General features: G+C 61.0%; 25 protein-coding genes. 15 read left to right on the top strand and 10 right to left on the bottom strand.

The features are described from left to right. Positions 1 to 83: 83 nt before the first annotated feature. From nagE to ACI77D_RS05700, 7 genes are all read right to left on the bottom strand, one after another. Positions 84 to 1,790: an N-acetylglucosamine-specific PTS transporter subunit IIBC gene (nagE, locus tag ACI77D_RS05670; RefSeq protein WP_064454014.1), complete on the bottom strand. Its 1,707-nt coding sequence runs from the start codon at positions 1,788 to 1,790 to the stop codon at positions 84 to 86. A 26-nt stretch (positions 1,791 to 1,816) separates the two neighbouring features. Next, positions 1,817 to 4,327 (bottom strand): phosphoenolpyruvate--protein phosphotransferase, encoded by a 2,511-nt coding sequence (gene ptsP / locus ACI77D_RS05675; RefSeq protein WP_407016210.1) that lies wholly within the window; start codon positions 4,325 to 4,327, stop codon positions 1,817 to 1,819. Positions 4,328 to 4,356: 29 nt separating this feature from the next. After that, entirely contained in the window at positions 4,357 to 5,367 is a 1,011-nt protein-coding gene (locus tag ACI77D_RS05680) for an SIS domain-containing protein (RefSeq protein WP_407016287.1), read from the bottom strand. Continuing rightward, positions 5,360 to 6,466: an N-acetylglucosamine-6-phosphate deacetylase gene (gene nagA, locus ACI77D_RS05685; protein ID WP_407016211.1), complete on the bottom strand. Its 1,107-nt coding sequence runs from the start codon at positions 6,464 to 6,466 to the stop codon at positions 5,360 to 5,362. The genes ACI77D_RS05680 and nagA overlap by 8 nt, the downstream gene beginning before the upstream one ends. Before the next feature lie 10 nt (positions 6,467 to 6,476). Beyond that, positions 6,477 to 7,235, bottom strand: coding sequence for a GntR family transcriptional regulator (locus ACI77D_RS05690; protein WP_064454010.1), 759 nt, complete (start codon positions 7,233 to 7,235; stop codon positions 6,477 to 6,479). 263 nt (positions 7,236 to 7,498) lie between these two features. After that, positions 7,499 to 8,002 carry a murein L,D-transpeptidase family protein gene (locus ACI77D_RS05695; RefSeq protein WP_064454009.1) on the bottom strand — a complete coding sequence of 168 codons (504 nt, stop codon included), beginning with the start codon at positions 8,000 to 8,002 and terminating at the stop codon, positions 7,499 to 7,501. A 40-nt stretch (positions 8,003 to 8,042) separates the two neighbouring features. Next, positions 8,043 to 8,591 carry an NUDIX hydrolase gene (locus ACI77D_RS05700; protein ID WP_064454008.1) on the bottom strand — a complete coding sequence of 183 codons (549 nt, stop codon included), beginning with the start codon at positions 8,589 to 8,591 and terminating at the stop codon, positions 8,043 to 8,045. A 147-nt stretch (positions 8,592 to 8,738) separates the two neighbouring features. Between ACI77D_RS05700 and ACI77D_RS05705 the strand changes: the two genes are divergently transcribed. From ACI77D_RS05705 to purT, 5 genes are all read left to right on the top strand, one after another. Then, entirely contained in the window at positions 8,739 to 9,341 is a 603-nt protein-coding gene (locus ACI77D_RS05705) for a CoA pyrophosphatase (protein ID WP_017736785.1), read from the top strand. Positions 9,342 to 9,376: 35 nt separating this feature from the next. Further along, positions 9,377 to 9,901 carry a gamma carbonic anhydrase family protein gene (locus ACI77D_RS05710; RefSeq protein WP_064454007.1) on the top strand — a complete coding sequence of 175 codons (525 nt, stop codon included), beginning with the start codon at positions 9,377 to 9,379 and terminating at the stop codon, positions 9,899 to 9,901. After that, complete coding sequence (locus tag ACI77D_RS05715; RefSeq protein WP_060754280.1) at positions 9,898 to 10,113, top strand: DUF1289 domain-containing protein; 216 nt, start codon at positions 9,898 to 9,900, stop codon at positions 10,111 to 10,113. The genes ACI77D_RS05710 and ACI77D_RS05715 overlap by 4 nt, the downstream gene beginning before the upstream one ends. Before the next feature lie 162 nt (positions 10,114 to 10,275). Further along, positions 10,276 to 10,743: a preQ0 transporter gene (locus tag ACI77D_RS05720; protein WP_053257839.1), complete on the top strand. Its 468-nt coding sequence runs from the start codon at positions 10,276 to 10,278 to the stop codon at positions 10,741 to 10,743. Between the two features lie 69 nt (positions 10,744 to 10,812). Next, positions 10,813 to 11,994, top strand: a complete 1,182-nt coding sequence (gene purT / locus ACI77D_RS05725; RefSeq protein ID WP_014719785.1) for a formate-dependent phosphoribosylglycinamide formyltransferase — start codon at positions 10,813 to 10,815, stop codon at positions 11,992 to 11,994. A gap of 114 nt (positions 11,995 to 12,108) precedes the next feature. Here the strand turns inward: purT and ACI77D_RS05730 are convergent, their stop codons facing one another. From ACI77D_RS05730 to ACI77D_RS05740, 3 genes are all read right to left on the bottom strand, one after another. Continuing rightward, on the bottom strand, positions 12,109 to 13,419 hold the full coding sequence (locus ACI77D_RS05730) for an MFS transporter (protein WP_053257838.1): 1,311 nt from the start codon (positions 13,417 to 13,419) through the stop codon (positions 12,109 to 12,111). Between the two features lie 366 nt (positions 13,420 to 13,785). After that, a complete protein-coding gene (locus tag ACI77D_RS05735) occupies positions 13,786 to 15,024 on the bottom strand; it encodes a transporter associated domain-containing protein (RefSeq protein ID WP_407016212.1) in 1,239 nt (412 codons plus the stop codon). A gap of 12 nt (positions 15,025 to 15,036) precedes the next feature. Then, positions 15,037 to 15,849 (bottom strand): inner membrane protein YpjD, encoded by an 813-nt coding sequence (locus tag ACI77D_RS05740; RefSeq protein WP_064454005.1) that lies wholly within the window; start codon positions 15,847 to 15,849, stop codon positions 15,037 to 15,039. A gap of 233 nt (positions 15,850 to 16,082) precedes the next feature. On the opposite strand from ACI77D_RS05740, the gene ffh reads away from it, so the two are divergent. From ffh to thrC, 10 genes are all read left to right on the top strand, one after another. Continuing rightward, positions 16,083 to 17,459 carry a signal recognition particle protein gene (gene ffh, locus ACI77D_RS05745; RefSeq protein WP_024077237.1) on the top strand — a complete coding sequence of 459 codons (1,377 nt, stop codon included), beginning with the start codon at positions 16,083 to 16,085 and terminating at the stop codon, positions 17,457 to 17,459. Between the two features lie 250 nt (positions 17,460 to 17,709). Next, positions 17,710 to 17,961 (top strand): 30S ribosomal protein S16, encoded by a 252-nt coding sequence (rpsP, locus tag ACI77D_RS05750; protein WP_003175899.1) that lies wholly within the window; start codon positions 17,710 to 17,712, stop codon positions 17,959 to 17,961. 5 nt (positions 17,962 to 17,966) lie between these two features. Further along, positions 17,967 to 18,503, top strand: coding sequence for a ribosome maturation factor RimM (gene rimM, locus ACI77D_RS05755; protein WP_056858695.1), 537 nt, complete (start codon positions 17,967 to 17,969; stop codon positions 18,501 to 18,503). After that, entirely contained in the window at positions 18,485 to 19,258 is a 774-nt protein-coding gene (gene trmD, locus ACI77D_RS05760) for a tRNA (guanosine(37)-N1)-methyltransferase TrmD (RefSeq protein ID WP_407016213.1), read from the top strand. The genes rimM and trmD overlap by 19 nt, the downstream gene beginning before the upstream one ends. Positions 19,259 to 19,303: 45 nt before the next feature. After that, positions 19,304 to 19,654, top strand: coding sequence for a 50S ribosomal protein L19 (rplS, locus tag ACI77D_RS05765; protein WP_003175895.1), 351 nt, complete (start codon positions 19,304 to 19,306; stop codon positions 19,652 to 19,654). A gap of 82 nt (positions 19,655 to 19,736) precedes the next feature. Beyond that, the gene (locus ACI77D_RS05770; protein ID WP_128591738.1) at positions 19,737 to 20,150 is read left to right on the top strand and encodes an acyl-CoA thioesterase; all 414 of its coding nucleotides are present in this window, start codon (positions 19,737 to 19,739) and stop codon (positions 20,148 to 20,150) included. 151 nt (positions 20,151 to 20,301) lie between these two features. Next, entirely contained in the window at positions 20,302 to 21,198 is an 897-nt protein-coding gene (gene xerD / locus ACI77D_RS05775; RefSeq protein ID WP_064454002.1) for a site-specific tyrosine recombinase XerD, read from the top strand. A 169-nt stretch (positions 21,199 to 21,367) separates the two neighbouring features. Next, positions 21,368 to 22,099 carry a thioredoxin fold domain-containing protein gene (locus tag ACI77D_RS05780; protein WP_053257833.1) on the top strand — a complete coding sequence of 244 codons (732 nt, stop codon included), beginning with the start codon at positions 21,368 to 21,370 and terminating at the stop codon, positions 22,097 to 22,099. Between the two features lie 129 nt (positions 22,100 to 22,228). Next, positions 22,229 to 23,533 (top strand): homoserine dehydrogenase, encoded by a 1,305-nt coding sequence (locus tag ACI77D_RS05785; protein WP_064454001.1) that lies wholly within the window; start codon positions 22,229 to 22,231, stop codon positions 23,531 to 23,533. Between the two features lie 67 nt (positions 23,534 to 23,600). Then, complete coding sequence (gene thrC / locus ACI77D_RS05790; protein WP_064454000.1) at positions 23,601 to 25,010, top strand: threonine synthase; 1,410 nt, start codon at positions 23,601 to 23,603, stop codon at positions 25,008 to 25,010. Positions 25,011 to 25,015: the final 5 nt, after the last annotated feature.

Here is a 25,015-nt window from a genome sequence, read left to right on the forward strand (position 1 = left end):
CGCTCCCACATGTTGAACTGTGAATACAGTCAAATGTGGGAGCCGGGCTTGCCCGCGATGAGGCCAGAACAGCCGCTACAGCGCTAAACCCTGGCGCCGACCTCACGGCCACTGACCAACCGCTCCAGCGCCTCGCCCAACCCCAAGGCCTTGTCACCAATCAACAGGTGCCAAACCCCGCTGTCCAACTGGCTCACACCCTGGCAACCCAGCGCAGTCAAGTCGGCCTCGGACAGCACCGAGTCATCCCCCAATTCCACGCGCAACCGGGTCATCGCCACAGCTTCCAGCTGCCGCACATTCCCGCGTCCGCCCAAGGCGCTCAGCCATTTCTCGGCCTCGTGCACATTCACCGCAACCGGCTTATCCACAGGCGCAGCCGCTACCGGTGCAGTGGCAACAAATGACGGCATGGCCAAGCGAATCTCATCAGCAATGCTGTCGGCCATCGGCCCCACCACCACCTGCAAACTCCCGCCATTGCCCGGCCGCACCACGGCCATCGCGCCAAGCGCTTTCAGTTCCGCGTCCACTGCCTTGTTGCGATCCACCATGTCCAACCGCAGGCGCGTGGTGCAGGCGCCGACACTCAACAAATTAGCCGCACCGCCCAGCGCACGGATGTACGCACCGGCCCGCTGGTTCTCACTCATCGCCTCGGCCTGCACCACCGGGATATCTTCGCGACCCGGTGTCTTCAGGTTGAAGCGACGGATGCAGTAGTTGAACACGCTGTAGTAGATCACCGCGTAAGCCAACCCGACCGGGAACACCAGCCAGCCATTGGTGGACTTGCCCCAGCCCAGCACCATGTCGATAAAGCCGCCGGAGAAGGTAAAGCCCAGGTGGATATTCAACAGGTCAGTGACCGCCATCGACAGGCCCGTCAGCAGCGCATGGATCAAATACAGGAACGGCGCGAGGAACATGAAGGCGAACTCAATCGGCTCAGTCACGCCGGTCAAAAACGAGGTCAGCGCCATCGACAGGAAAATCCCGCCCATGACTTTGCGGCGTTCCGGCAGCGCGTTGCGGTACATCGCCAGGCACGCGGCGGGCAGGCCGAACAGCATCACCGGGAACATACCGGTCATGAACTGGCCCCCTTTCGGGTCGCCGGCGAAGTAGCGGGTCAGGTCGCCGGTGACCACTGCACCGGTTACCGGGTCGGTGAAGCTGCCGAACACAAACCACGCCATGTTGTTGAGGATATGGTGCAGGCCGGTGACGATCAGCAGACGGTTAAACACGCCAAATACGAAGGCACCAATGCTGCCGCTTTCCATCAACAACACACCGAAGCTGTTGATGCCGTGCTGGATCGGCGGCCAGATCAAGCCAAAGATCACCCCCAGCGCAACGGCCGAGAAACCCGTGGCAATCGGCACAAACCGCCGCCCGCCGAAGAACGCCAGGTACTCCGGCAGCTTGATGTCCTTGAAGCGGTTGTACAGCCCGCCGGCCATCAAGCCGCTGGCGATACCGGCGAGCATGCCCATGTTGATGGTGGTGTCCATCACCTTGAGCGTGGAGACCATCACCAGGTAACCGATTGCGCCCGCCAGGCCCGCTGTACCGTTATTGTCGCGGGCAAACCCCACGGCGATGCCGATGGCGAAGATCAGCGCGAGGTTGGCGAAGATCGCTTGCCCGGCATCGTGCATCACGGCGATGTTGAGCAGGTCGGTGTCGCCCAGGCGCAGCAAGAGGCCGGCGATCGGCAAGATCGCGATCGGCAACATCAGCGCACGGCCGAGGCGTTGCAAGCCTTCGATAAAGTGTTGGTACATGGCGTGTCTCCCTATTCTTGTTGTTTTCAGCTCAGCGGCCAGTGGTGTTGACAGGCTTGGCGAACGGCTTTGGCGCTACTCAGGTCGAGCAGGCGTTGGCTCAATTGCCGGCATTGAGCCGCGTCCAGGTGGCGGACACGGTCCTTGATTTCTCCGATTTGCGGCGGGCTGACGGACAGCTCGCTGACACCCAGGCCGATGAGTACCGGCGTGGCCAGCGGGTCGGACGCGAGGGCGCCGCAGATGCCGACCCAACGCCCGTGTTTGGCAGCCCCCGCGCAAGTCTGGGCGATCAGCCGCAGCAAGGCCGGGTGCAGCGCATCGACCCGGGCGGCGAGGCCGGCGTGGTCGCGGTCCATGGCCAGGGTGTACTGGGACAGGTCATTGGTGCCAATGGACAGGAAGTCCGCATGCTGGGCCAACTGCTCGGCCATCAGCGCGGCGGCGGGGACTTCGATCATCACCCCCAGCTCCGGGCGTTGGGTCAATTCCAGCTCCACGCACAATTCATCCAGGCGCTGACGGATCTGCAGCAATTCGTCGACCTCGCTGACCATCGGCAACAGGATGCGGCAACGTTCCAGCGGGCTGACTTGCAGCAGGGCGCGCAATTGCTGGTCGAGCAGTTCAGGCCGCACCTGAGCCATGCGAATCCCGCGCAGGCCCAACACTGGGTTGGCTTCGACGGGCAGCGGCAGGTAGTCGAGCTGTTTGTCGCCGCCCACGTCGATGGTGCGGATGATCACCGACTTGTCGCCCATAGCGTCCAACACGGCTTGATAGGCCTGGCGCTGCTCCTGCTCATCCGGCGCGGTGCGACGGTCGACGAAAAGGAATTCGGTGCGCAACAGGCCGACGCCATCGGCACCGTTTTCAAAGGCCACTTGGGCTTCGGCGCTGGAGGCGACATTGGCGGCGACTTCAATGCTCACGCCATCGGTGGTGCGGGCCGGTTCCTGCGCGTGGGCCTGTTGCTGTTGGCGGCGCAGTGTTTGTGCGTCGCGAATCTGGTGCACTTCGGCGTGGCGCGCCTCGCTGGGAGCCAGTTCCAGGCGACCATTGGCCGCATCCAGCACCACGCGTTGGCCTTGGGGCACATCGAGCACTTCGGCGCCCAATGCCACGACGCAAGGCAAGCCTTTACCGCGGGCCAGAATGGCGACGTGGGACGTGGCGCCGCCTTCGGCCATGCAAATGCCTACCGCGTTTTGCGCACTCAATTGCAGCAGGTCGGATGGCGTCAGTTCATGGGCGCTGACAATCGAACCGGCGGGCAATTCGAAGTGCCAGGTTTCCCCCAGCAGTGTGCGCAGCACGCGTTGTTGCAGATCCCGCAGGTCATTGGCGCGCTCGGCAAACAGCGGTTTGCCCAGCGCCAGTAACACGGCGCATTGCGCCTGGATCGCATCACGCCAGGCGTGGGTGGCGGCGCTGCCGTGTTCGATGGCACCGGTGGCGGCGTCCAACAGCGTCGGGTCTTCCAGCAGCGCGAGGTGGGCGGCGAAGATCTCTTCTTCCTCGACGGCTTTGCGTTGGCGTGCCTGGTCCAGCGTAGTGCGGATCTCGCCGCGCACGTGCTCAAGGGCCGTATCCAGCCGTTGCAGTTGTTCGTCGGCACGATGGTTGCCGGTGTCTGCCGGCAGCTCGATACCGGTCAGGCGAAACAGCGGCCCGCACACCAGGCCGGGCGCTGCACACACGCCTTGTAATACACCGGCTTCGGTATTTGCCTTGCGTGGCGCGACGGCAACCGGCGCGTGCGGTTCTTCGCTGATGGCGACAGACAGTGCCGCAACCAACGCCTGCAACGCGGCCTCGCAATCCTTGCCGCGGCAAGTGACACGTACCTCGTCGCCTTCGCCGATACCCAGCCCCATCAGGCCGATCAGGCTGTCGCACGCCGCCGATTTACCGGCGAAGTGCAACTGCGCCTGGCTGCTGAAACCTTGGGCGGTCTTGCGGATCAACGCGGCGGGGCGCGCATGCAAACCACCTCGGTGAGTGATACGCACGCTGGCACGGACTTCGGTGAACGCGTTATCCACAGGCGTTTGAGCCGGTGCTGCCGAGCGCGCCACGATGTGTAGCAACGGCTCACCAAGCTTGACGATTTTTCCCGCCACCGGCCGCAGCTCAAAGTGCTCGCCATTAGTCAGAATGATCAGGCTGATCAGGCTCTTGCACTGGCGCGCAATCCGGTCCAGATCGAACTGCACCAGCGCCTGGCCCTGACTCACCCGTGCGCCTTCCTTTACGAGCAGCGCAAACCCTTCGCCATTCAGCTCCACGGTGTCGATGCCCACATGCATCAGCACCTCCGCACCGTTTTCGGCGCGAATCGTCAGTGCATGCCCGGTGCGGGCGACATGGATAATCACCCCGTCACAGGGCGCGTGCAGGCAGTCGTTCAGCGGGTCGATGGCAATACCGTCGCCCATGGCGCCGCTGGCGAACACTTCGTCGGGAACGTTGCCCAGGGTCAGCACCGGGCCACAGAGTGGGGCGCTTAGGGTCAATTCATTATTGTTGTAAGACATGGGCACGGTACTCATCAGGAAAACGCTACTCAGTGAGTGCGGGTAACTTTGCTCAGGTGACGCGGCTGGTCCGGGTCCATGCCCCGCGCTTCAGCCAGGCCAGCGGCCATTACGTAAAAGCTTTGGATCGCCAGGATCGGGTCAAGGCTTGGGTGTTCGGCGCGGGTCAGGGTCAGGTCGCGCTCGCTGATATCGTCCGGCGCGGCCAGCAGCACGCGGGCACCGCGTTGGCGCATGTCGGCGGCCAGGCTCAGCAGGCCAGCTTGCTCTGCACCGCGTGGGGCGAACACCAGCAACGGGTAGCCTTGGTCGATCAAGGCCATCGGCCCGTGGCGCACTTCGGCGCTGCTGAAGGCTTCGGCCTGGATCGCCGACGTCTCCTTGAGCTTGAGCGCAGCTTCCTGGGCGATGGCAAAACCGGCGCCTCGGCCGATGACAATCAGCCGTTGGCTGGTGCGCAAGGCGTCGATGGCGGCGGTCCAATCCTGTGTGGCGGCTTCACGCAGGCCGGCGGGCAACGCCTGGCAGGCTTGCAGCAGCAACAGGTCCTGGTTCCAGTGGCCGATCAACTGCGCGCTGGCGCTGAGGGTGGCGATAAAGCTTTTGGTGGCGGCCACGCTTTGTTCCGGGCCGGCGCACAATGGCACATGGAATTCGCAGGCGGCTTCCAGCGGCGAGTCCTCGGCGTTGACCATCGAAATGCTCAAGGCGCCGCGTTTGCGCAGCAAGCGCAGGCTGTTGACCAGGTCCGGGCTTTGCCCCGACTGGGAGAAACCGAACGCGACCTGGCCGCTGACTTTCAGCGGCGCCTGCAACAGCGTCACCACCGACATCGGCAACGACGCCACCGGAATGCCCACATGCTGCATGGCCAGGTAGGCGAAGTAGCTGGCGGCATGGTCCGAACTGCCACGGGCAATGGTCATCGCGACTTGCGGTGGCTGGCGGCGCAGGCGCCCGGCGACTTCCTCCAGCATCGGGTTCAGGCGTTGCAGTTGCGCCGCGACGGCGTCACAGGAGGCCAGGGCCTCTTCAAGCATTTTTGAAGTCAATGGTTTCTCCTTCGACCATTACGTCGGTGAGGTGCAGGGAGCGGTCCAGCCGCACGCAGTCGGCAAAGCTGCCCGGTTGCAGGCGCCCGCGTTCTTCCAGGCCCAGGTAATCCGCAGGAAATTGCGAGAGGCGTTGTGAGGCTTCGCTGATGGGCAGACCGATTTTCACCAGGTTGCGCAGCGCCTGATCCATGGTCAGGGTGCTGCCGGCCAGGGTCCCGTCCGCCAGGCGCACGCCGCCCAGGCATTTGGTCACGGTGTGGCTGCCCAGCTTGTATTCACCGTCGGGCATGCCGGCGGCGGCGGTGGAATCGGTGACGCAGTACAGGCACGGGATCGAGCGCAGGGCCACGCGGATGGCGCCGGGGTGTACGTGGAGCAAATCCGGAATCAACTCAGCGTATTTGGCGTGCGCCAGGGCGGCGCCAACGATGCCCGGTTCGCGGTGATGCAGCGGGCTCATGGCGTTATATAAATGCGTGAAGCTGGTGGCGCCGGCAGCGAGGGCGGCGACGCCTTCTTCATAACTGCCCAAGGTGTGGCCGATCTGCATACGCACACCGCGTTGGCTGAGCGCGCGGATCAGGGCATCGTGGCCAGCGATCTCCGGAGCAATGGTGATCACCCGGATCGGCGCCAGGCGCAGATAGGCTTCCACTTCTGCCATCAGTGCGGTGTGGGCGAAGTTGGGTTGGGCCCCGAGTTTGCCGGGGTTGATGTACGGCCCTTCCAGGTGCACGCCGAGTACACGGGCGCTGCCGGTGGGGCGCTGCTCGCAGAAAGTGCCGAGCTGGCCAAGCACGCGGGAGATTTCGTCCACCGGTGCCGTCATCGTGGTGGCCAGCAGCGACGTCGTGCCAAAACGCACGTGGGTGCGGGTGATGGTCTCGAAGGCGTCGACGCCTTCCATGATGTCTTTGCCGCCACCGCCGTGCACGTGCAGGTCGATAAAGCCCGGCAGCAGGTACGGCAAATCGTTTTCAGCGGGGTCGCACGGCGCGCCTTCAATGGCGACCACCTTGCCGCGTTCGTGCACCAGGCGGCCGCGAATCCAGCCGTGGGGCGTGAGGATATTATCTTCGGACATGGGCAGTTCTCTAAGGCCGCAATTCAGCGGCAAAATCGTAGCGGCGCAGCTCTGCGACAAAGTCGTAGTAATCGTTGCGGCAGTAGGTGTCGGTGATTTCAATCGGCGTGTTGTCGGCGGTGTAGCCGACGCGGGTCATCAGCAACATGGCGGTGCCGGGGGCGATGCCTACCAGCTTGGCGAACTCATCCGAGGCATTGATCGCCTGGATATGTTGCAGGGCGCGCACGATGGGCTTGCCGATGCTTTCCAGGTATTCGTACAGCGAATTGCCGATGGCTTGCGGGTGCGGCAGCACTGAGGCAGGCATGGCGGTCATTTCAATCGCCATGACGGTGTCGTCGGCTTTACGCAGACGCTTGAGGCGCGCCACTTTGTCGGTGGGCGACAGGCCCAGGCGGATCAGCTCTTCGTGGGTTGGCTGGGTGATATCGCGCTCCAGCCACTGGGAGCTCGGCACAAACCCCTTGAGGCGCAACATTTCGCTGAAGCCTGAGAGGCGTGACAGCGGTTGTTCCAGGCGCGGGGTGATAAAGGTTCCAGAACCTTGGCTGCGGCGGATCAGGCCTTGGGCAAACAACACTTCCAGCGCTTTACGGGCGGTGACCCGCGAGATGCTTAATTGCTCGCTGAGGGCGCGTTCCGATGGCAGTGCCTGCTCGGATTTCCACTGGCCGGCATGGATCGCCGCTTCGAGGTTGCGGGCCAGTTGCAGGTACAGCGGCGTGGATTGTTTGTCGTCGGGGCGCAGCGTCAGGATAGGGTTCATCTGTGAAGTTTCCGATGCGGTTATTGGAGTGTTGTCGCCCGGTAATGGCCGGAAATTAATACCACTTAAATACCATGTCAATGCTGCCAAAACGGTGCGAGTGCCGGTTTCAGGGCGCCTTAATGGTGCCTGGTATCAAGTGGTATTAGAGAGGTCTTTATGGCGCGCACAAGTGCGCAGCCCGCGCGGTGAACTGGTATTCACCGGCAGGTGCTGCCGCGGGCAGGAAATTATTTTTGAATTATTTTACGAGCGGTACGACTTTACGGCCGAATCTCGATCATGGTGCCGTCTTTGACCAGGTTCCAGACTTCGCGCATATCCACATTGCGCATGCCGATGCAGCCGTCGGTCCAGTCCAGGGTGTGGAACCACTGCTCCGGGTATTCCTCGGTGTCGGGCGTACCGTGGATCATGATCATGCTGCCTGGCCTCACGCCTTCGCGGCGCGCACGGGCGGAGTCGCTGATATTCGGGTAGGAGATGTGCATGGCCAGGTTGAAGCGGTCGCTGGTCTTGCGCCAGTCGATCCAATAAAAGCCTTCCGGCGTGCGGCGGTCACCTTCGAACTGCTTGGTGCCTTTAGGGTTTTTACCCAAGGAGATGCGATAGCTCTTGAGCGGCTTGCCGTCGTTGATCAGTTGCAACTGATGGGCGGACTTGAGCACCAGGATTTTCTCGACAGGTTTGCCGCCGAGGGTTTCCACCGAAGAGGCCGAAGACAGGGTAGCGAACGACAGGCAGATAAGAGCGAGCAACCAACGCATTAAAACGGTTTCCCTAGTAAAGGTGCTGCCTGGAGTGTTGTTATTTGGCCGGCCGCGTCATGGGCGGCACCGACTCGCTGCGAACCGGGAACAGCTGTTGCTGACGGTCAGCGAAGAAGCATTCTAAGGTACGCCCGACTGTGCGGAAAGCCAGCTCTGACCAAGGGATGTCGGCTTCATCGAACAGCTTCACTTCAAGGCTTTCGGGGCCTGCGGCAAAGTCCAGGTCGACCAGCTCTGCGCGGTAGAAGATATGCACCTGGCTAATGTGCGGCACATCGATCAGGGTGTAGAGGCTCAGGTTGCGCACGCGGGCGCAGGCCTCTTCCAGGGTTTCGCGCATGGCGGCCTGTTCCACGGTCTCGCCGTTCTCCATGAAACCGGCTGGGAGTGTCCAGTAACCCAGGCGGGGCTCGATGGCGCGGCGGCACAGCAGCACTTTATCGCCCCACACCGGTACGGTGCCGGCGACGATATTGGGGTTCTGGTAGTGAATGGTCGAGCAGTGATCACACACAAAGCGCAGGCGTGCGTCGCCTTCGGGAATGCGCTGGGTAACCGGTTTACCGCACTGGCTGCAGAAGTTCATGCTGGGGTTCCTGGAGAGTCGGCACATCTTGGCTCGCTGCCAGGCTTTCCTGCAAGTTGTCGTTTCGCGACATGCACCGGGTTTTGGGGTTGGGCACCCGCACGCTTTGGTGCATGATGCAAGGTAGCCAACAGACCGAGATGACTCATGCTGGACGAGCTACTCCGCCGGGTAAGCAATCACACCCCTCACACGCTGGAGACCGACGGGCGTTTTCCCGAGGCCGCGGTGTTGGTGCCGATTACTCGCAGTGACGAACCTGAGCTGATCCTGACCTTGCGCGCCAGCGGCCTGTCGACCCACGGTGGCGAAGTGGCGTTTCCGGGCGGGCGACGTGACCCCGAAGACCCGGACCTGATCTTTACCGCACTGCGCGAAGCCGAAGAAGAAATCGGCTTGCCGCCCGGGCTGGTGGAGGTCATCGGCCCGTTGAGCCCCTTGATTTCCCTGCACGGCATCCGTGTAACGCCCTATGTCGGGGTTATCCCCGATTACGTCGAATACCTGGCCAATGATGCCGAGATCGCTGCGGTCTTCAGCGTGCCCCTGGAGTTTTTCCGTCAGGACCCGCGCGAACATACCCACCGAATCGATTACCAGGGCCGCAGTTGGTATGTGCCCAGCTATCGGTTTGGCGAATACAAGATCTGGGGGCTGACGGCGATCATGATTGTCGAGCTGATCAACCTGCTCTATGACGACGCGAAGATCAGCCTGCATCAGCCGCCCAAGAGCTTTATCAATATATAAGCCATCGATTGAATGGCCAGCCGTGAGGAAAAACCATGAAATACCGCCTGGGCGACGCCCGCGTCGAGACTCATCCACGCAGCTGGGTGGCGCCGAATGCCACGCTGGTTGGCAAGGTCAAGCTGGAGGAGGGCGCCAACGTCTGGTTCAACGCGGTGTTGCGTGGCGACAACGAACTGATCCTGATCGGCAAGAACAGCAACGTGCAGGACGGCAGCGTGATGCACACCGACATGGGCTATCCGCTGACCCTGGGCACCGGCGTGACCATCGGTCATAACGCCATGCTGCATGGCTGCACCGTCGACGACTACAGTTTGATCGGCATTAACGCAGTCGTCCTTAACGGCGCCAGGATCGGCAAGCATTGCATCATCGGCGCCAATTCGTTGATCGGCGAAGGCAAGGAAATTCCCGATGGCTCGTTGGTGATGGGCTCGCCGGGCAAGGTGGTGCGGGAACTGACCGAGGCGCAAAAGCGCATGCTCGAAGCCAGCGCTGCACACTATGTGCATAACGCGCAGCGGTATGCGCGTGATTTGGCTGAGCAAGAAGAATGAACCCGGTAGAACGGCCTGTCGCCTCACCGTGCGTGAGTATTTGCGCGTTGGATGATGACGATATTTGCACCGGCTGCCAGCGCACCGTGGATGAGATTACGCGCTGGAGTCGCATGGACAACACCGAACGCCGGGTGGTGCTGGGGTTGTGCCATGAACGGGCGAAGGCGAGTGGGTTGGTGTGGATGATGCCCGGTAAGTCGGGGGCCTGATAGACCGCTTTCGCGAGCAAGCCCGCTCCCACATTTGACCGTGTTTATCCTGTAGGAATAGGGTCAAAGTGTGGGAGCGGGCTTGCTCGCGAAGAGGCCCTGCCAGACGATATCCCTTTATTTGTGTACCCTGTTGCGCATTACCCACAGGCCAATCCCCTCATGTTCTTCCTGATCGCCTACATCAGCAGTGTCGTGCTGATTAACTTCGCTTTCTCCACCGCCCCGCACCTGGACGTTATCTGGTCCGCCTGGGGTGGCCTGGTGTTTATCCTGCGCGACATGGTGCAAACCCGTTTCGGCCACGGCGCGATCATTGCCATGCTGGCGGCGCTGGTGCTGTCGTATATCACCTCCGACCCGTCCATTGCCCTGGCCAGCGCCACGGCATTCGCGGTGTCCGAGTGCATCGACTGGCTGGTGTTCAGCATCACCAAGCGCCCGCTGCATGATCGCCTGTGGATAAGTTCGGCGCTGAGCATTCCCATCGATACCTTTATCTTCTTTGGCCTGATCGGCGCGCTGACGCCAGCGGTGGCCGGCACGGCGTTGGTGTCGAAATTCGCCGGGGTCACGGTGGTGTGGCTGATCATGGCGTGGCGTTTGCGCAAACGGGCCGTCGCCAACTGAGGCCAATTTTTACAGTTCATGTAAAATGCCGGCCTTTCTCCCCATGATCCGCTCCCCTGAGGACCTGAGATGACCCGAATCGGAACTCCATTGTCGCCAACCGCGACCCGCGTTTTGCTGTGTGGCTGCGGTGAGCTGGGCAAGGAAGTGGTAATCGAACTGCAACGCCTGGGCGTTGAAGTGATTGCCGTGGATCGCTACGCCAACGCGCCGGCCATGCAGGTCGCCCACCGTAGCCATGTGATCAACATGCTCGACGGCGCCGCCCTGCGTGCCGTGATCGAAGCGGAAAAACCGCACTTCATCGTGCCGGAAATCGAAGCCATCGCCACCGCCACCCTGGTGGAGCTGGAGGCCGAAGGCTTCACCGTGATCCCGACTGCGCGCGCCACGTCGCTGACCATGAACCGTGAAGGCATCCGTCGCCTGGCCGCTGAAGAGCTGGACCTGCCGACTTCGCCGTACCACTTTGCCGACACCTTCGAAGACTACAGCAAGGCCGTGCAGGACCTGGGCTTCCCGTGCGTGGTCAAGCCGGTGATGAGTTCTTCGGGCAAGGGCCAGAGCCTGCTGCGCAGCACTGATGACGTGCAGAAAGCCTGGGATTACGCCCAGGAAGGCGGGCGGGCGGGTAAAGGTCGCGTGATCATCGAAGGCTTCATCGACTTCGACTACGAAATCACCCTGCTGACCGTGCGCCACATCGGCGGCACCACCTTCTGCGCGCCGGTCGGCCACCGTCAGGAGAAGGGCGACTACCAGGAATCCTGGCAGCCGCAAGCCATGAGCCCGATTGCCCTGGCGGAATCCGAGCGCGTGGCCAAAGCGGTCACTGAGGCGCTGGGTGGTCGCGGCCTGTTTGGCGTGGAGTTGTTCATCAAGGGCGATCAGGTGTGGTTCAGCGAAGTGTCGCCGCGCCCGCACGACACTGGCCTGGTGACCCTGATTTCTCAGGACTTGTCGCAATTTGCCCTGCACGCTCGCGCGATTCTGGGCCTGCCGATTCCATTGATCCGTCAGTTTGGGCCTTCGGCGTCGGCGGTGATCCTGGTGGAAGGGCAGTCCACCCAGACGGCATTCGCCAACCTCGGCGCCGCCTTGAGCGAGCCGGACACGGCGTTGCGTCTGTTTGGTAAGCCAGAAGTGAATGGTCAGCGTCGGATGGGTGTGGCGTTGGCGCGGGATGAGTCGATTGAGGCGGCTCGGGCTAAGGCTACCCGTGCTTCGAAGGCTGTTGTAGTAGAACTCTAAACCGCGTCGCGTCTATCGCAGGCAAGCCAGCTCCCACATTTGATCGGGTTCACAAAGTTTGATGTGTGAATACATTTCAACTGTGGGAGCGGGCTTGCTCGCGAAGGCGGTCTATCAGGCGACCTTGTTCAAATCATTATCCCGCGTCTCTTTCAGGCACAGCACAGCGATCAAGCTGAGCAACGCTGCCGCCGACACATACCCGCCGACATAACTCAGCCCGCCCATCGCCACCAGCTTGGTCGCGAAGAACGGCGCCGCCGACGCACCGACAATCCCACCCAGGTTATACGCCGCCGAAGCACCGGTATAACGCACGCGCGTCGGGAACAGTTCCGGCAGCAAGGCGCCCATCGGCGCGAAGGTCACGCCCATCAGGAACAGCTCCAGCGCCAGGAACAACGCCACCGCCCAGGTCGAGCCGTGGGTCAGCAGCGGTTCCATGGTGAAGCCCGACAGAATCGCCAGCACTGCGCCGACAATCAGCACCGGCTTGCGCCCGTAGCGGTCACTGGCCAAGGCTGCCAATGGCGTGGCCAGGCCCATGAACAGCACGGCGAAGCACAGCAAGCCCAGGAACGTTTCGCGGCTGTAGCCCAGCGTCGATACGCCGTAGCTCAGGGAAAACGCAGTGGTGATGTAGAACAGCGCATAACACACCACCATCGACGCCGCGCCCAACAGTACCGGCAGCCAATGCTGGCTGAACAGTTCCACCAACGGCACTTTCACCGGTGCTTCTTTGGCCACGGCGTTGGCGAACACCGGGGTTTCATGCAGTTTCAAGCGCGCATACAGCCCGACCATCACCAGCGCCGCGCTGAGGATGAACGGGATGCGCCAGCCCCAGCTGCGGAATTGCTCGTCGTTCAGGCTCATGGCCAGGATCAGGAACAAACCGTTCGCGGCCAGAAAGCCAATTGATGGGCCCAATTGCGGGAACATGCCGAACCAGGCGCGCTTGCCCTTTGGTGCGTTCTCGGTCGCCAGCAATGCTGCGCCGCCCCATTCCCCGCCCAGCCCGAGGCCCTGGCCGAAACGCAGCACACACAACAGAATCGGAGCCCAGGCGCCGATGCTGTCATAGCCCGGCAGCAAGCCGATCAATGTGGTGCACACACCCATCAGCAGCAACGAGGCGACCAGGGTTGATTTGCGCCCGATACGGTCACCGAAATGGCCGAACAGCGCTGAGCCCAATGGGCGGGCGATGAAGGCGATGCCGAAGGTCAGGAACGACGCCAGCATCTGCGCGGTGCCGGACGTCTGCGGGAAGAACACCGGGCCGATCACCAGCGCAGCAGCAGTGGCGTAGATATAGAAATCGTAGAACTCGATGGCGGTGCCGACGATGCTCGCGGTCGCGACCCGTGCGGTCGAGTTGAGCGGGGCGGCGGTTGCAGCCTCGTTATAGGTGGTGCTCATGGCGGTATCCCTGACGGTCATTGCGCGTTTGGACGCGGATTATTATTGGTCGAACACCCAAGGATCAGGGGCGTAGGCGGGGCGGCTCGGGATGGGAGCAAACACCGGTCAGACACGGTAAAGCGGTGCCTGGACGCGCTGAGTGCGGGTAGCACGCGGTCGGGCGGGGCTTGGGTAAGCCGAGCCGATTATAGGAAGGGGGGTGCGGATCCAACAAGGGGGCAGGCGAGGATCTCTTGGCTGGAAACCGGATCAATGTGGGCGCTGGCTTGCCTGCGATACAGACGCCTCGGTGCATCAGGAGTACCGAGGTGATGCCATCGCAGGCAAGCCAGCTCCCACATTGGATTGTGTTATGCCAAGAGGTTATGCGGCGACCGGCACGCGGCTGGTGTGCCAGATCAGCACTTTGCTGACGCGGTTGTCCTCGGTCTCGAGGATTTCCAGGCGATAGCGGCCGATTTTGAGGCACACCGCGCAATCCGGAATGGTCTCCAGTGCTTCGGTCACCAACCCGTTGAGGGTCTTGGGGCCATCGCTGGGCAGGTGCCAGCCCAGGCTCTTGTTCAGTTCGCGGATCGAGGCGGCGCCGTCGATGATGAAACGGCCATCGGGTTGCGCGTCGATATGCGGGTTATCCACCGTCTGATCGTTTTCGAATTCGCCAACGATTTCTTCGAGGATGTCTTCCAGGGTGACGATGCCGAGCACTTCACCGTATTCGTCCACCACCATGCCCAGGCGTCGCTGCTGCTTGTGGAAATTCAGCAGCTGCAGTTGCAGCGGGGTGCTTTCCGGAACGAAGTAAGGTTCGTGGCAAGCGGCGAGCAAGGCATCTTTGGTCAGGCTGGCATCAGGCAGCAGGTGTTGGATCTGCCGGGTGTTGAGCACCGCTTCGACTTGGTTGATGTCGCTGTGGAATATCGGCAGGCGCGTGCGCTGGGAAGCGCGCAATTGCTCGATGATTTCTTCAACCGGATCGTCCAGGTTGATGCCGTCCACTTCGCTGCGCGGTACCAGAATGTCGTTGACCGTGATGTTGTCCAGGGCGTGAATACCGGGCATGCCGGGGGTGCGGTTGTCGTCGGACTCGGGCTCCGGTTCATCATCGTGATCGGGCAGCGGCTCGTCGCTTTTTTTCACCACACCGGTTTTGCGTGCGAAGGGGCGCAGCAGCAGCAGGCTGATGCCATTGAGCAGCCACGCCAGCGGATAAAGAATTTTCAGCGGCACGCCCAGCAGCGTATTGCCAAAGCCCAGTACGGCCTGGGGATGGCGAACCGCGAGGGCGCGGGGCAGGTAGTCGGCGAGCACCAGCAGGATTGCGCAAGAAATCAGCCAACCGAGCCACGGGCCGTTCTGCGCCCAGGCATAGATCGCCAGCAAGGTGCAGAGAATAACCACTGCAGCGCGACACAAGCTGTTGCACAGGATCAGGCTGTGACGCGGGAAGTTCAGGCGGGCGGCCGCCTTGTCACCCTGGCGTGTACCAGGGCGCAGTGCCAGCAGGTGTTGTTGTGCGGCTTCGATGGCGGTAAACAGCGCCGCCCATAACACCAGCAAGGTGATTACCGCGAGCATCGGCCCAAGGGGCAAGTTGTCCATGATCGCTGCCCGTCAGATATGCAGGATGTATTCGCGAACCAGCTTGCTGCCGAAATAGGCCAGCATCAGCAGGCAGAAACCGGCCAGGGTCCAGCGGATCGCTTTGTGCCCACGCCAGCCGAGACGGTTGCGACCCCACAGCAAGACGCTGAAAACGATCCAGGCCAGGCACGCCAGCAAGGTTTTGTGCACCAGGTGCTGGGCGAACAGGTTTTCGACGAACAGCCAACCGGAAATCAGCGACAACGACAGCAGTGTCCAGCCGGCCCACAGGAAACCGAACAGCAGGCTTTCCATGGTTTGCAGCGGCGGAAAGTTCTTGATCAGCCCGGACGGGTGCTTGTTTTTAAGCTGGTGGTCTTGCAGCAGCACGAGCAACGCCTGGAACACGGCGATGGTGAACATGCCGTAGGCGAGAATCGACAACAGAATGTGGGCGAGGATGCCCGGTTCCTCGTCGATGACCTGCACGGTGCCGGTCGGGGCAAATTGCGCCAGCAGTACCGTCAGCATGCCCAGCGGGAATAGCAGCACCAACAGGTTCTCGACGGGGATTCGATAGCAGGCCATCAGCGTCAGCGCGATGACGGCGGCGGCGATCAGGCTGGCGGCGCTGAAAAAGTCCAGGCCCAGGCCGACCGGCGTCATCAGGTGCGTGAACAGGCTGGCGGCGTGAGCCAGCAGGGCGATGACGCCAAAGCCCACCAGCAGGCGTTTGTCCGCTTTTGTGCCCTGGGCCAGACGAGTGCCCTGATAGAGAGTCGCAGCGGCATACAAAAGGGCGGCGGCGAGGCTGGGTAGCAAACTGGGTGACAAGGGGACCATAAATCCTGATAGACAAGCCCGAAAGGCGCTGAGTTTGGCACACACCTGCGCTCCACGAAAGACTCCCGGGCCAGACAGCGGGTGTGCACAGGCGCAGTCTTCGCTATAATCCGCGACCTGCCCACGCCGCAGGCTCGCCGAGCGCTGTTTTTAATAGCGATTTACCACAGCCTGGGCCGCCATTACCTCGGTCACCACTGCATTTCGATGAATAGGGCCTGAAAGGATCGCGCATGTTTGAAAACCTGACTGACCGTCTCTCGCAGACGCTGCGCCACGTAACCGGCAAGGCCAAGCTGACCGAGGACAATATTAAAGACACCCTGCGTGAAGTGCGCATGGCGTTGCTGGAAGCCGACGTGGCCTTGCCTGTGGTCAAGGACTTCGTCAACTCGGTCAAAGAGCGCGCGGTCGGCACCGAAGTGTCCCGCAGCCTGACCCCGGGCCAGGCCTTTGTGAAGATCGTCCAGGCCGAACTCGAAAGCCTGATGGGCGCGGCCAACGAGGATTTGAACCTCAGCGCCGTACCGCCAGCGGTTGTGCTGATGGCTGGTCTGCAAGGTGCGGGTAAAACCACCACCGCCGGCAAGCTGGCGCGCTTCCTTAAAGAGCGCAAGAAGAAGTCCGTGATGGTGGTGTCGGCCGACGTGTACCGTCCGGCGGCCATCAAGCAACTCGAAATGCTTGCGGGCGAAGTGGGGGTGACCTTCTTCCCGTCTGACCTGAGCCAGAAGCCGGTCGACATCGCCAACGCGGCTATTAAAGAAGCCAGGTTGAAATTCATCGACGTGGTTATCGTCGATACCGCCGGTCGCCTGCACATCGACGAAGAGATGATGGGCGAGATCAAGGCGCTGCATGCCGCGATCAACCCGGTCGAAACGCTGTTCGTGGTCGACGCCATGACCGGCCAGGATGCGGCCAACACCGCCAAGGCCTTCGGTGACGCACTGCCGCTGACCGGCGTGATCCTGACCAAGGTCGATGGCGACGCCCGTGGCGGTGCCGCGCTGTCGGTGCGTGCCATCACCGGCAAGCCGATCAAGTTCATTGGTATGGGCGAGAAGAGCGACGCGCTCGAGCCGTTCCACCCAGAGCGGATCGCCTCGCGCATCCTCGGCATGGGTGACGTGCTCAGTCTGATCGAACAGGCCGAAGCCACCCTCGACAAAGACAAGGCCGACAAACTGGCCAAAAAGCTGAAGAAGGGCAAGGGCTTCGACCTCGAAGACTTCCGCGACCAGCTGCAACAGATGAAAAACATGGGCGGCCTCGGCGGCCTGATGGACAAGCTGCCGAACATAGGCGGTGTGAACCTGGCGCAAATGGGCAATGCCCAGGGCGCGGCAGAGAAGCAATTCAAGCAGATGGAAGCCATCATCAATTCCATGACCCCGGCCGAGCGCCGCGACCCTGAGCTGATCAGTGGTTCGCGCAAACGTCGGATCGCCATGGGCTCCGGCACCCAGGTGCAGGACATCGGTCGCTTGATCAAGCAGCACAAGCAGATGCAGAAGATGATGAAGAAATTCTCCGCAAAAGGCGGAATGGCCAAGATGATGCGCGGCATGGGCGGTATGTTGCCCGGCGGTGGCATGCCCAAAATGTAAAGTATTCGAGCGCAAGCATGCTTGCGCTCCGACCCACAAGGATGTGGGATCTCCAGCAAACCCGCGGTTAGCGGGAGCTGACTCGCCGTTTTAACCGACGGCTCTATAGCAGATCTGAGTGGCACGCTGATAGGCGCCAGAAAAAGACATTTGCAAAAGTCCGGATATTCCTTAGAATATGCGGCCTTTCGGGCACCTATGCCCGCTGTGCATTTAGATTTGCAGCACCGACTACAGGAACGATGTTCACATGCTAACAATCCGTCTTGCCCTTGGCGGCTCCAAAAAGCGCCCGTTTTACCACTTGACCGTAACCGACAGCCGCAACCCGCGTGACGGTTCGCACAAGGAACAGGTTGGTTTCTTTAACCCTGTTGCTCGTGGTCAAGAAGTTCGTCTGTCCGTGAACCAAGAGCGCGTAGCCTACTGGCTGAGCGTTGGTGCACAGCCATCCGAGCGTGTTGCCAAGTTGTTGAAGGACTCGGCTAAGGCCGCAGCCTGAGCAATATGAACGCGACGCCAGCTGTTGCTGATGATTTGATCGTTATCGGCAAGATTTACTCTGTTCATGGCGTTCGCGGCGAAGTGAAGGTGTATTCCTTTACTGATCCGACAGAAAACCTGTTGCAGTACAAAACCTGGACGCTCAAGCGCGAAGGGAGTGTGAAACAGGTCGAGCTGGTCAGTGGACGCGGGAGCGATAAGTTCCTGGTCGCAAAGCTCAAGGGTCTTGATGATCGTGAAGAAGCTCGTCTTCTGGCCGGTTATGAGATCTGCGTGCCGCGCAACCTGTTCCCTGAATTGACCGACGGCGAGTACTACTGGTACCAGCTGGAAGGTCTGAAGGTTATTGATCAACTGGGGCAATTGCTCGGGAAAATCGATCATCTTCTGGAAACCGGCGCCAATGATGTAATGGTGGTCAAGCCTTGCGCTGGCAGCCTGGATGACCGCGAACGCCTGTTGCCGTATACCGGGCAATGCGTGTTGGCCGTCGACCTGGCAGCGGGCGAGATGAAGGTGGAATGGGACGCGGACTTCTAAGCGTGGCTAATTTGCGCATTGAAGTGATCAGTTTGTTTCCCGAGATGTTTTCCGCCATCAGCGAGTACGGCATCACCAGTCGGGCGGTGAAACAGGGGCTGTTGCAGCTTACCTGTTGGAGCCCGCGAGACTACACGACGGATCGACATCACACTGTGGACGATCGCCCATTTGGCGGTGGCCCGGGCATGGTGATGAAGATCAAGCCCCTGGAAGACGCATTGGCCCAGGCCAAGGCAGCTGCCGGGGAGAAGGCGAAGGTAATTTACCTGTCCCCTCAAGGCCGTCAGCTGAAACAGGCTGGGGTTCGCGAACTGGCGAATGAGGAAGCATTAATCCTGATTGCCGGTCGCTATGAAGGCATTGACGAGCGGTTTATTGAAGCTCATGTCGATGAAGAGTGGTCGATTGGGGACTATGTCCTGTCTGGCGGCGAGCTGCCGGCGATGGTCCTGATAGATGCGGTTACACGACTGCTGCCTGGAGCTTTAGGGCATGCGGACTCCGCGGAGGAAGATTCCTTCACGGATGGTTTGCTGGATTGCCCGCACTACACCCGACCGGAGGTGTATGCGGATCAGCGTGTTCCCGACGTATTGCTAAGTGGCAATCACGCACACATCCGGCGTTGGCGTTTACAGCAGTCCCTTGGTCGGACCTATGAACGACGCGCCGATCTTCTGGAAAGCCGCTCGCTTTCTGGAGAAGAGAAGAAGCTGCTCGAGGAATACATCCTCGCGCGGGACGATAGTTAACAACGTATCGATGGTAGGTCCGATGACTTACCTTAGGAGCACAGCATGACTAACAAAATCATCCTTGCACTCGAAGCAGAGCAGATGACCAAAGAGATCCCTACCTTTGCCCCGGGCGACACTATTGTCGTTCAGGTGAAAGTGAAGGAAGGCGACCGTTCGCGTCTGCAAGCGTTCGAAGGCGTGGTAATCGCCAAGCGTAACCGTGGTGTGAACAGTGCTTTCACTGTTCGTAAAATCTCCAACGGTGTTGGCGTAGAGCGTACTTTCCAGACCTACAGCCCGCAAATCGACAGCATGGCCGTTAAGCGTCGCGGTGACGTACGTAAAGCCAAGCTGTACTACCTGCGTGACCTGTCCGGTAAAGCAGCTCGCATCAAGGAAAAACTGGCTTAAGTCCAGCTTCCCGATGCAGAAAAAAGCAGCCTACGGGCTGCTTTTTTGTGCCTGAAATTTGTCAATTTGCCGGTATTTTCCCATGACCACCCGCCTCGAAGAAATCCAGCGTCGTACCGACCTGTCCGTGACCCACGTGACCAAGGCCGTGTTCCCGCCGACCACCAACCACCACAACACCCTGTTCGGCGGTACGGCGCTGGCGTGGATGGATGAAGTGTCGTTCATCACGGCCACGCGTTTTTGTCGTTTGCCGCTGGTGACGGTCTCCACTGATCGGATCGACTTTAATCACGCGATCCCGGCCGGCTCCATCGTTGAGCTGATCGGGCGCGTGGTCAAAGTCGGTAACACCAGCCTCAAGGTTGAAGTTGAAGTGTTCGTCGAGAGCATGAGTGCCGATGGCCGCGAAAAGGCGATCCAGGGTGTGTTCAGCTTTGTCGCGATTGATGCGGATAAGCGGCCGGTACCGGTGTTGCCTGGGTTTGTAGACTGATCTGAAACCGAGTCGTGGCCATCGCAGGCAAGCCAGCTCCCACATTTGATCGATGTTGATCATGAGATCAGGCATGACACAAAACCCATGTGGGAGCTGGCTTGCCTGCGATAGGATCTACCCGACACTACATTCATTCGCTTGAGCCCCTATGCCCGCCATTGACCATCCCCTGATCGACCGCTTCCTTGATGCCCTGTGGCTGGAAAAAGGCCTGTCGGACAACACTCGCCAGGCGTATCGCAGTGACTTGGCCCTGTTCAACGGCTGGCTGCAGGAGAAAAACCTCGAACTGATCAATGCCGGTCGCGAGCTGATCCTTGATCACCTGGCCTGGCGCCTTGAGCAGAACTACAAGCCTCGCTCCACTGCGCGATTTCTATCTGGCGTGCGTGGTTTTTATCGCTACCTGCTGCGGGAAAAGCTGATCGCGGTCGACCCGACCCTGCAAATCGATATGCCGCAACTCGGCAGGCCATTGCCCAAATCCCTGTCGGAAGCCGACGTCGATGCCTTGCTCGCCGCGCCCGACCTGAGTGAAGCCATCGGACAGCGTGACCGCGCCATGCTCGAAGTGCTCTACGCCTGCGGCCTGCGGGTGACTGAACTGATCAGCCTGACCCTGGAGCAAGTCAACTTGCGTCAGGGCGTGCTGCGCGTCATGGGCAAAGGCAGCAAGGAGCGACTGGTGCCGATGGGCGAGGAGGCGATTGTGTGGGTTGAGCGCTATATGCGTGATGCCCGTGGCGAATTGCTCGGCGGGCGGCCCAGCGACGTGCTGTTCCCCAGCCTGCGCGGTGAGCAGATGACCCGCCAGACCTTCTGGCACCGTATCAAGCACCAGGCCAAAGTGGCTGGGATCGGCAAGGCGCTGTCGCCACATACGTTGCGCCACGCGTTTGCCACCCATTTGCTCAACCACGGTGCGGATTTGCGTGTGGTGCAAATGCTGCTGGGGCACAGTGACTTATCCACAACCCAGATTTACACCCACGTCGCGCGCGCACGTCTGCAGGAGATGCACGCCAAGCATCACCCTCGCGGATAAAATTACGTCGGAAAAGGCCCAATTTGCCTGCCGCAGTCTGCCCCCCGGCCCAACTGTGGTAGGCTTTGCCGGTTCGCAAAGGGGACGGCGCCCAGGCTCGTATTGACAGCCCCGTGTTTCCAGATCGGTGTTCTTGCGCCCGTCCCTGCATCTGCCTTCAGGAGTTCCCATGCGCTTGACCCAGATTATTGCCGCCGCAGCCATTGCGTTGGTTTCCACCTTTGTTGTCGCCGATGACGCCGCCGAGCAGACCATTCGCAAGAGCTTGGCCAACCTGCAACTCGACACGCCGATTGAAAGCATCAGTGCCAGCCCGATGGCCGGGCTGTATGAAGTCAAGCTCAAGGGCAGCCGTGTGCTGTACGCCAGTGCCGATGGCCAGTACATCGTCCAGGGCTACCTGTTCCAGTTGAAAGACGGCAAGCCGGTCAACCTGACCGAGAAAGCCGAGCGCCTGGGCGTGTCCAAGTTGATCAACGGTATTCCTGTGGCTGAAACCGTGGTTTACCCGGCCATCGGCGAGACCAAGACTCACATCACCGTGTTCACCGACACCACCTGCCCGTACTGCCACAAGCTGCACGCCGAAGTGCCTGCGCTGAACAAAATGGGTATCGAAGTGCGCTACGTCGCGTTCCCGCGCCAGGGCCTGGGCTCGCCGGGTGACGAACAACTGCAAGCCGTATGGTGTTCGGCCGACAAGAAAGCCGCCATGGACAAAATGGTCGATGGCAAGGAAATCAAGTCGGCCAAATGCGCCAACCCGGTTTCCAAGCAGTTCGCCCTGGGCCAGTCGATTGGTGTGAACGGTACACCGGCCATCGTTTTGGCTGATGGCCAAGTAATTCCGGGCTACCAGCCTGCGCCACAAGTTGCCAAACTGGCGCTGGGTGCAAAGTAAGCAGTCATCGTCGAGCCTTTGACGATCATGCCCCGCCGAACAGTCGACGGGGCATTAATTGAGAGCCGCAGTTGTGCGGCTGTTTACCACGGCCGACCTTGAGTCGGCCGTTTCATGGGGAGTTCTTCAGTGAAACCGGTCAAAGTAGGCATCTGTGGGTTAGGGACCGTCGGTGGCGGCACCTTGAACGTACTTCAGCGTAATGCTGAAGAAATTTCCCGCCGTGCAGGGCGTGGGATTGAAGTGGCGCAAATTGCCACGCGTACGCCAAAGCCTCAGTTCCAAACGACCGGTATTGCGATTACCAACGATGTCTTCGCTGTGGCCACCAACCCTGAAATCGATATCGTCATCGAGCTGGTTGGGGGTTACACCGTGGCCCGCGAGCTGGTGCTCAAGGCCATCGAGAACGGCAAGCACGTGGTCACCGCCAACAAGGCGCTGATCGCCGTGCACGGTAACGAGATCTTCGCCAAGGCGCGCGAGAAGGGCGTGATCGTTGCGTTCGAAGCGGCTGTGGCCGGTGGCATCCCGGTGATCAAGGCGATCCGTGAAGGCTTGTCCGCCAACCGTATCAACTGGGTCGCCGGCATCATCAACGGCACGGGCAACTTCATCCTCACCGAAATGCGCGAGAAGGGCCGTACCTTCGAAGACGTGCTGGCCGAAGCCCAGGCGCTGGGTTACGCCGAAGCCGACCCGACCTTTGACGTGGAAGGCATCGACGCGGCCCACAAGCTGACCATCCTGGCCTCCATCGCCTTTGGTATCCCGCTGCAGTTCGACAAGGCCTACACCGAAGGCATCACCAAGCTGACCACTGCCGACGTGAACTACGCCGAAGCCCTGGGCTACCGCATCAAGCACCTGGGCGTGGCGCGCAGCACTCCGGCCGGTATCGAGCTGCGTGTGCACCCGACGTTGATCCCGGCCGACCGCCTGATCGCCAACGTCAACGGCGTGATGAACGCCGTGATGGTCAACGGTGATGCAGCCGGCTCCACGCTGTTCTACGGCGCCGGTGCCGGTATGGAACCGACGGCCTCCTCGGTCATCGCCGACCTGGTGGACGTGGTCCGCGCCATGACCAGCGACCCGGAAAACCGCGTGCCGCACCTGGCCTTCCAGCCGGACTCGCTGTCGGCCCACCCGATCCTGCCGATCGAAGCCTGCGAAAGTGCCTACTACCTGCGCATCCAGGCTCAGGATCATCCGGGCGTGTTGGCCCAGGTTGCCAGCATCCTGTCGGAGCGCGGCATCAATATCGAGTCGATCATGCAGAAGGAAGTCGAGGAGCAAAACGGCCAGGTGCCGATGATCCTGTTGACCCACCGCGTGCTCGAACAACGCATGAACGATGCCATCGCCGCCCTCGAAGCCCTGCAGGGCGTGGTTGGCCCGGTGGTGCGGATTCGCGTCGAACACTTGAACTAACCGATTTGATCCAGGGGCCCCGTGTGTTCGGCGGCCTCTGTTCGAGAATGTTTTAGAGGAGCCAGTCATGCGTTATATCAGCACCCGCGGCCAGGCACCGGCCCTGAATTTCGAAGACGTTTTGCTGGCAGGCCTTGCCACTGACGGCGGCCTGTATGTGCCGGAAAACCTGCCACGTTTCACCCAGGAAGAAATCGCGTCCTGGGCGGGCCTGCCGTACCACGAGCTGGCGTTCCGGGTGATGCGCCCGTTCGTCACCGGCAGCATTCCGGATGCGGATTTCAAAAAGATTCTGGAAGAGACGTATGGCGTGTTTTCCCACAGCGCCATCGCCCCTCTGCGTCAGCTGAACGGCAACGAATGGGTGCTGGAGCTGTTCCATGGCCCGACCCTGGCGTTCAAGGACTTCGCCCTGCAATTGCTGGGTCGCCTGCTCGATTACGTGCTGGAAAAGCGCGGCGAGCGTGTTGTGATCATCGGCGCTACGTCCGGTGATACCGGTTCGGCCGCCATCGAAGGTTGCAAGCACTGCGAAAACGTCGACATCTTCATCCTGCACCCGCACAAGCGCGTGTCGGAAGTGCAGCGTCGCCAGATGACGACCATTTTCGGTGAAAACATTCACAACATCGCCATCGAAGGCAACTTCGATGACTGCCAGGAAATGGTCAAGAACAGCTTCGCTGACCAGAGCTTCCTGAAAGGTACGCGCCTGGTGGCGGTGAACTCAATCAACTGGGCCCGGATCATGGCCCAGATCGTCTACTACTTCCACGCGTCCCTGCAGTTGGGCGGCCCGGCGCGTTCGGTGTCGTTCTCGGTGCCGACCGGCAACTTCGGCGACATCTTTGCCGGCTACCTGGCGCGCAACATGGGCCTGCCGATCAACCAGTTGATCGTCGCCACCAACCGCAACGACATCCTGCACCGCTTCATGAGCGGCAACCAGTACGTCAAGGAAACCCTGCACGCCACACTGTCGCCGTCCATGGACATCATGGTGTCGTCGAACTTCGAACGCCTGCTGTTCGACATGCACGGTCGCAATGGCGCCGCCCTGGCTGGCCTGATGGACAGCTTCAAGCAAGGTGGCGGTTTCAGCGTCGAGCAAGAGCGCTGGACCGAAACCCGCAAGCTGTTCGACTCCCTGGCCGTGGACGATGCGCAGACCTGTGAAACCATCGCTGAGGTCTACGCCCAGACCGGCGAACTGCTCGACCCACACACCGCCATCGGTGTGAAGGCCGCACGCGAATGCCGTCGCAGCCTGGACATCCCGATGGTGATTCTGGGCACTGCCCACCCGGTCAAATTCCCGGAAGCGGTGGAGAAGGCCGGTGTTGGCAAAGCGCTGGAGTTGCCCGAGCACCTGGCTGACCTGTTCGAGCGTGAAGAGCGCTGCACGGTGTTGGCGAACGATCTGAAAGCCATGCAGGCGTTTGTCAGCCAGCACGGCAATCGCGGTAAGCCGCTCTGATCCAC

Origin of the sequence: Pseudomonas sp. O39 (assembly GCF_045447295.1) — a bacterium.
In the GTDB taxonomy this organism is placed as follows: Bacteria; Pseudomonadota; Gammaproteobacteria; order Pseudomonadales; family Pseudomonadaceae; genus Aquipseudomonas; species Aquipseudomonas antarctica_A.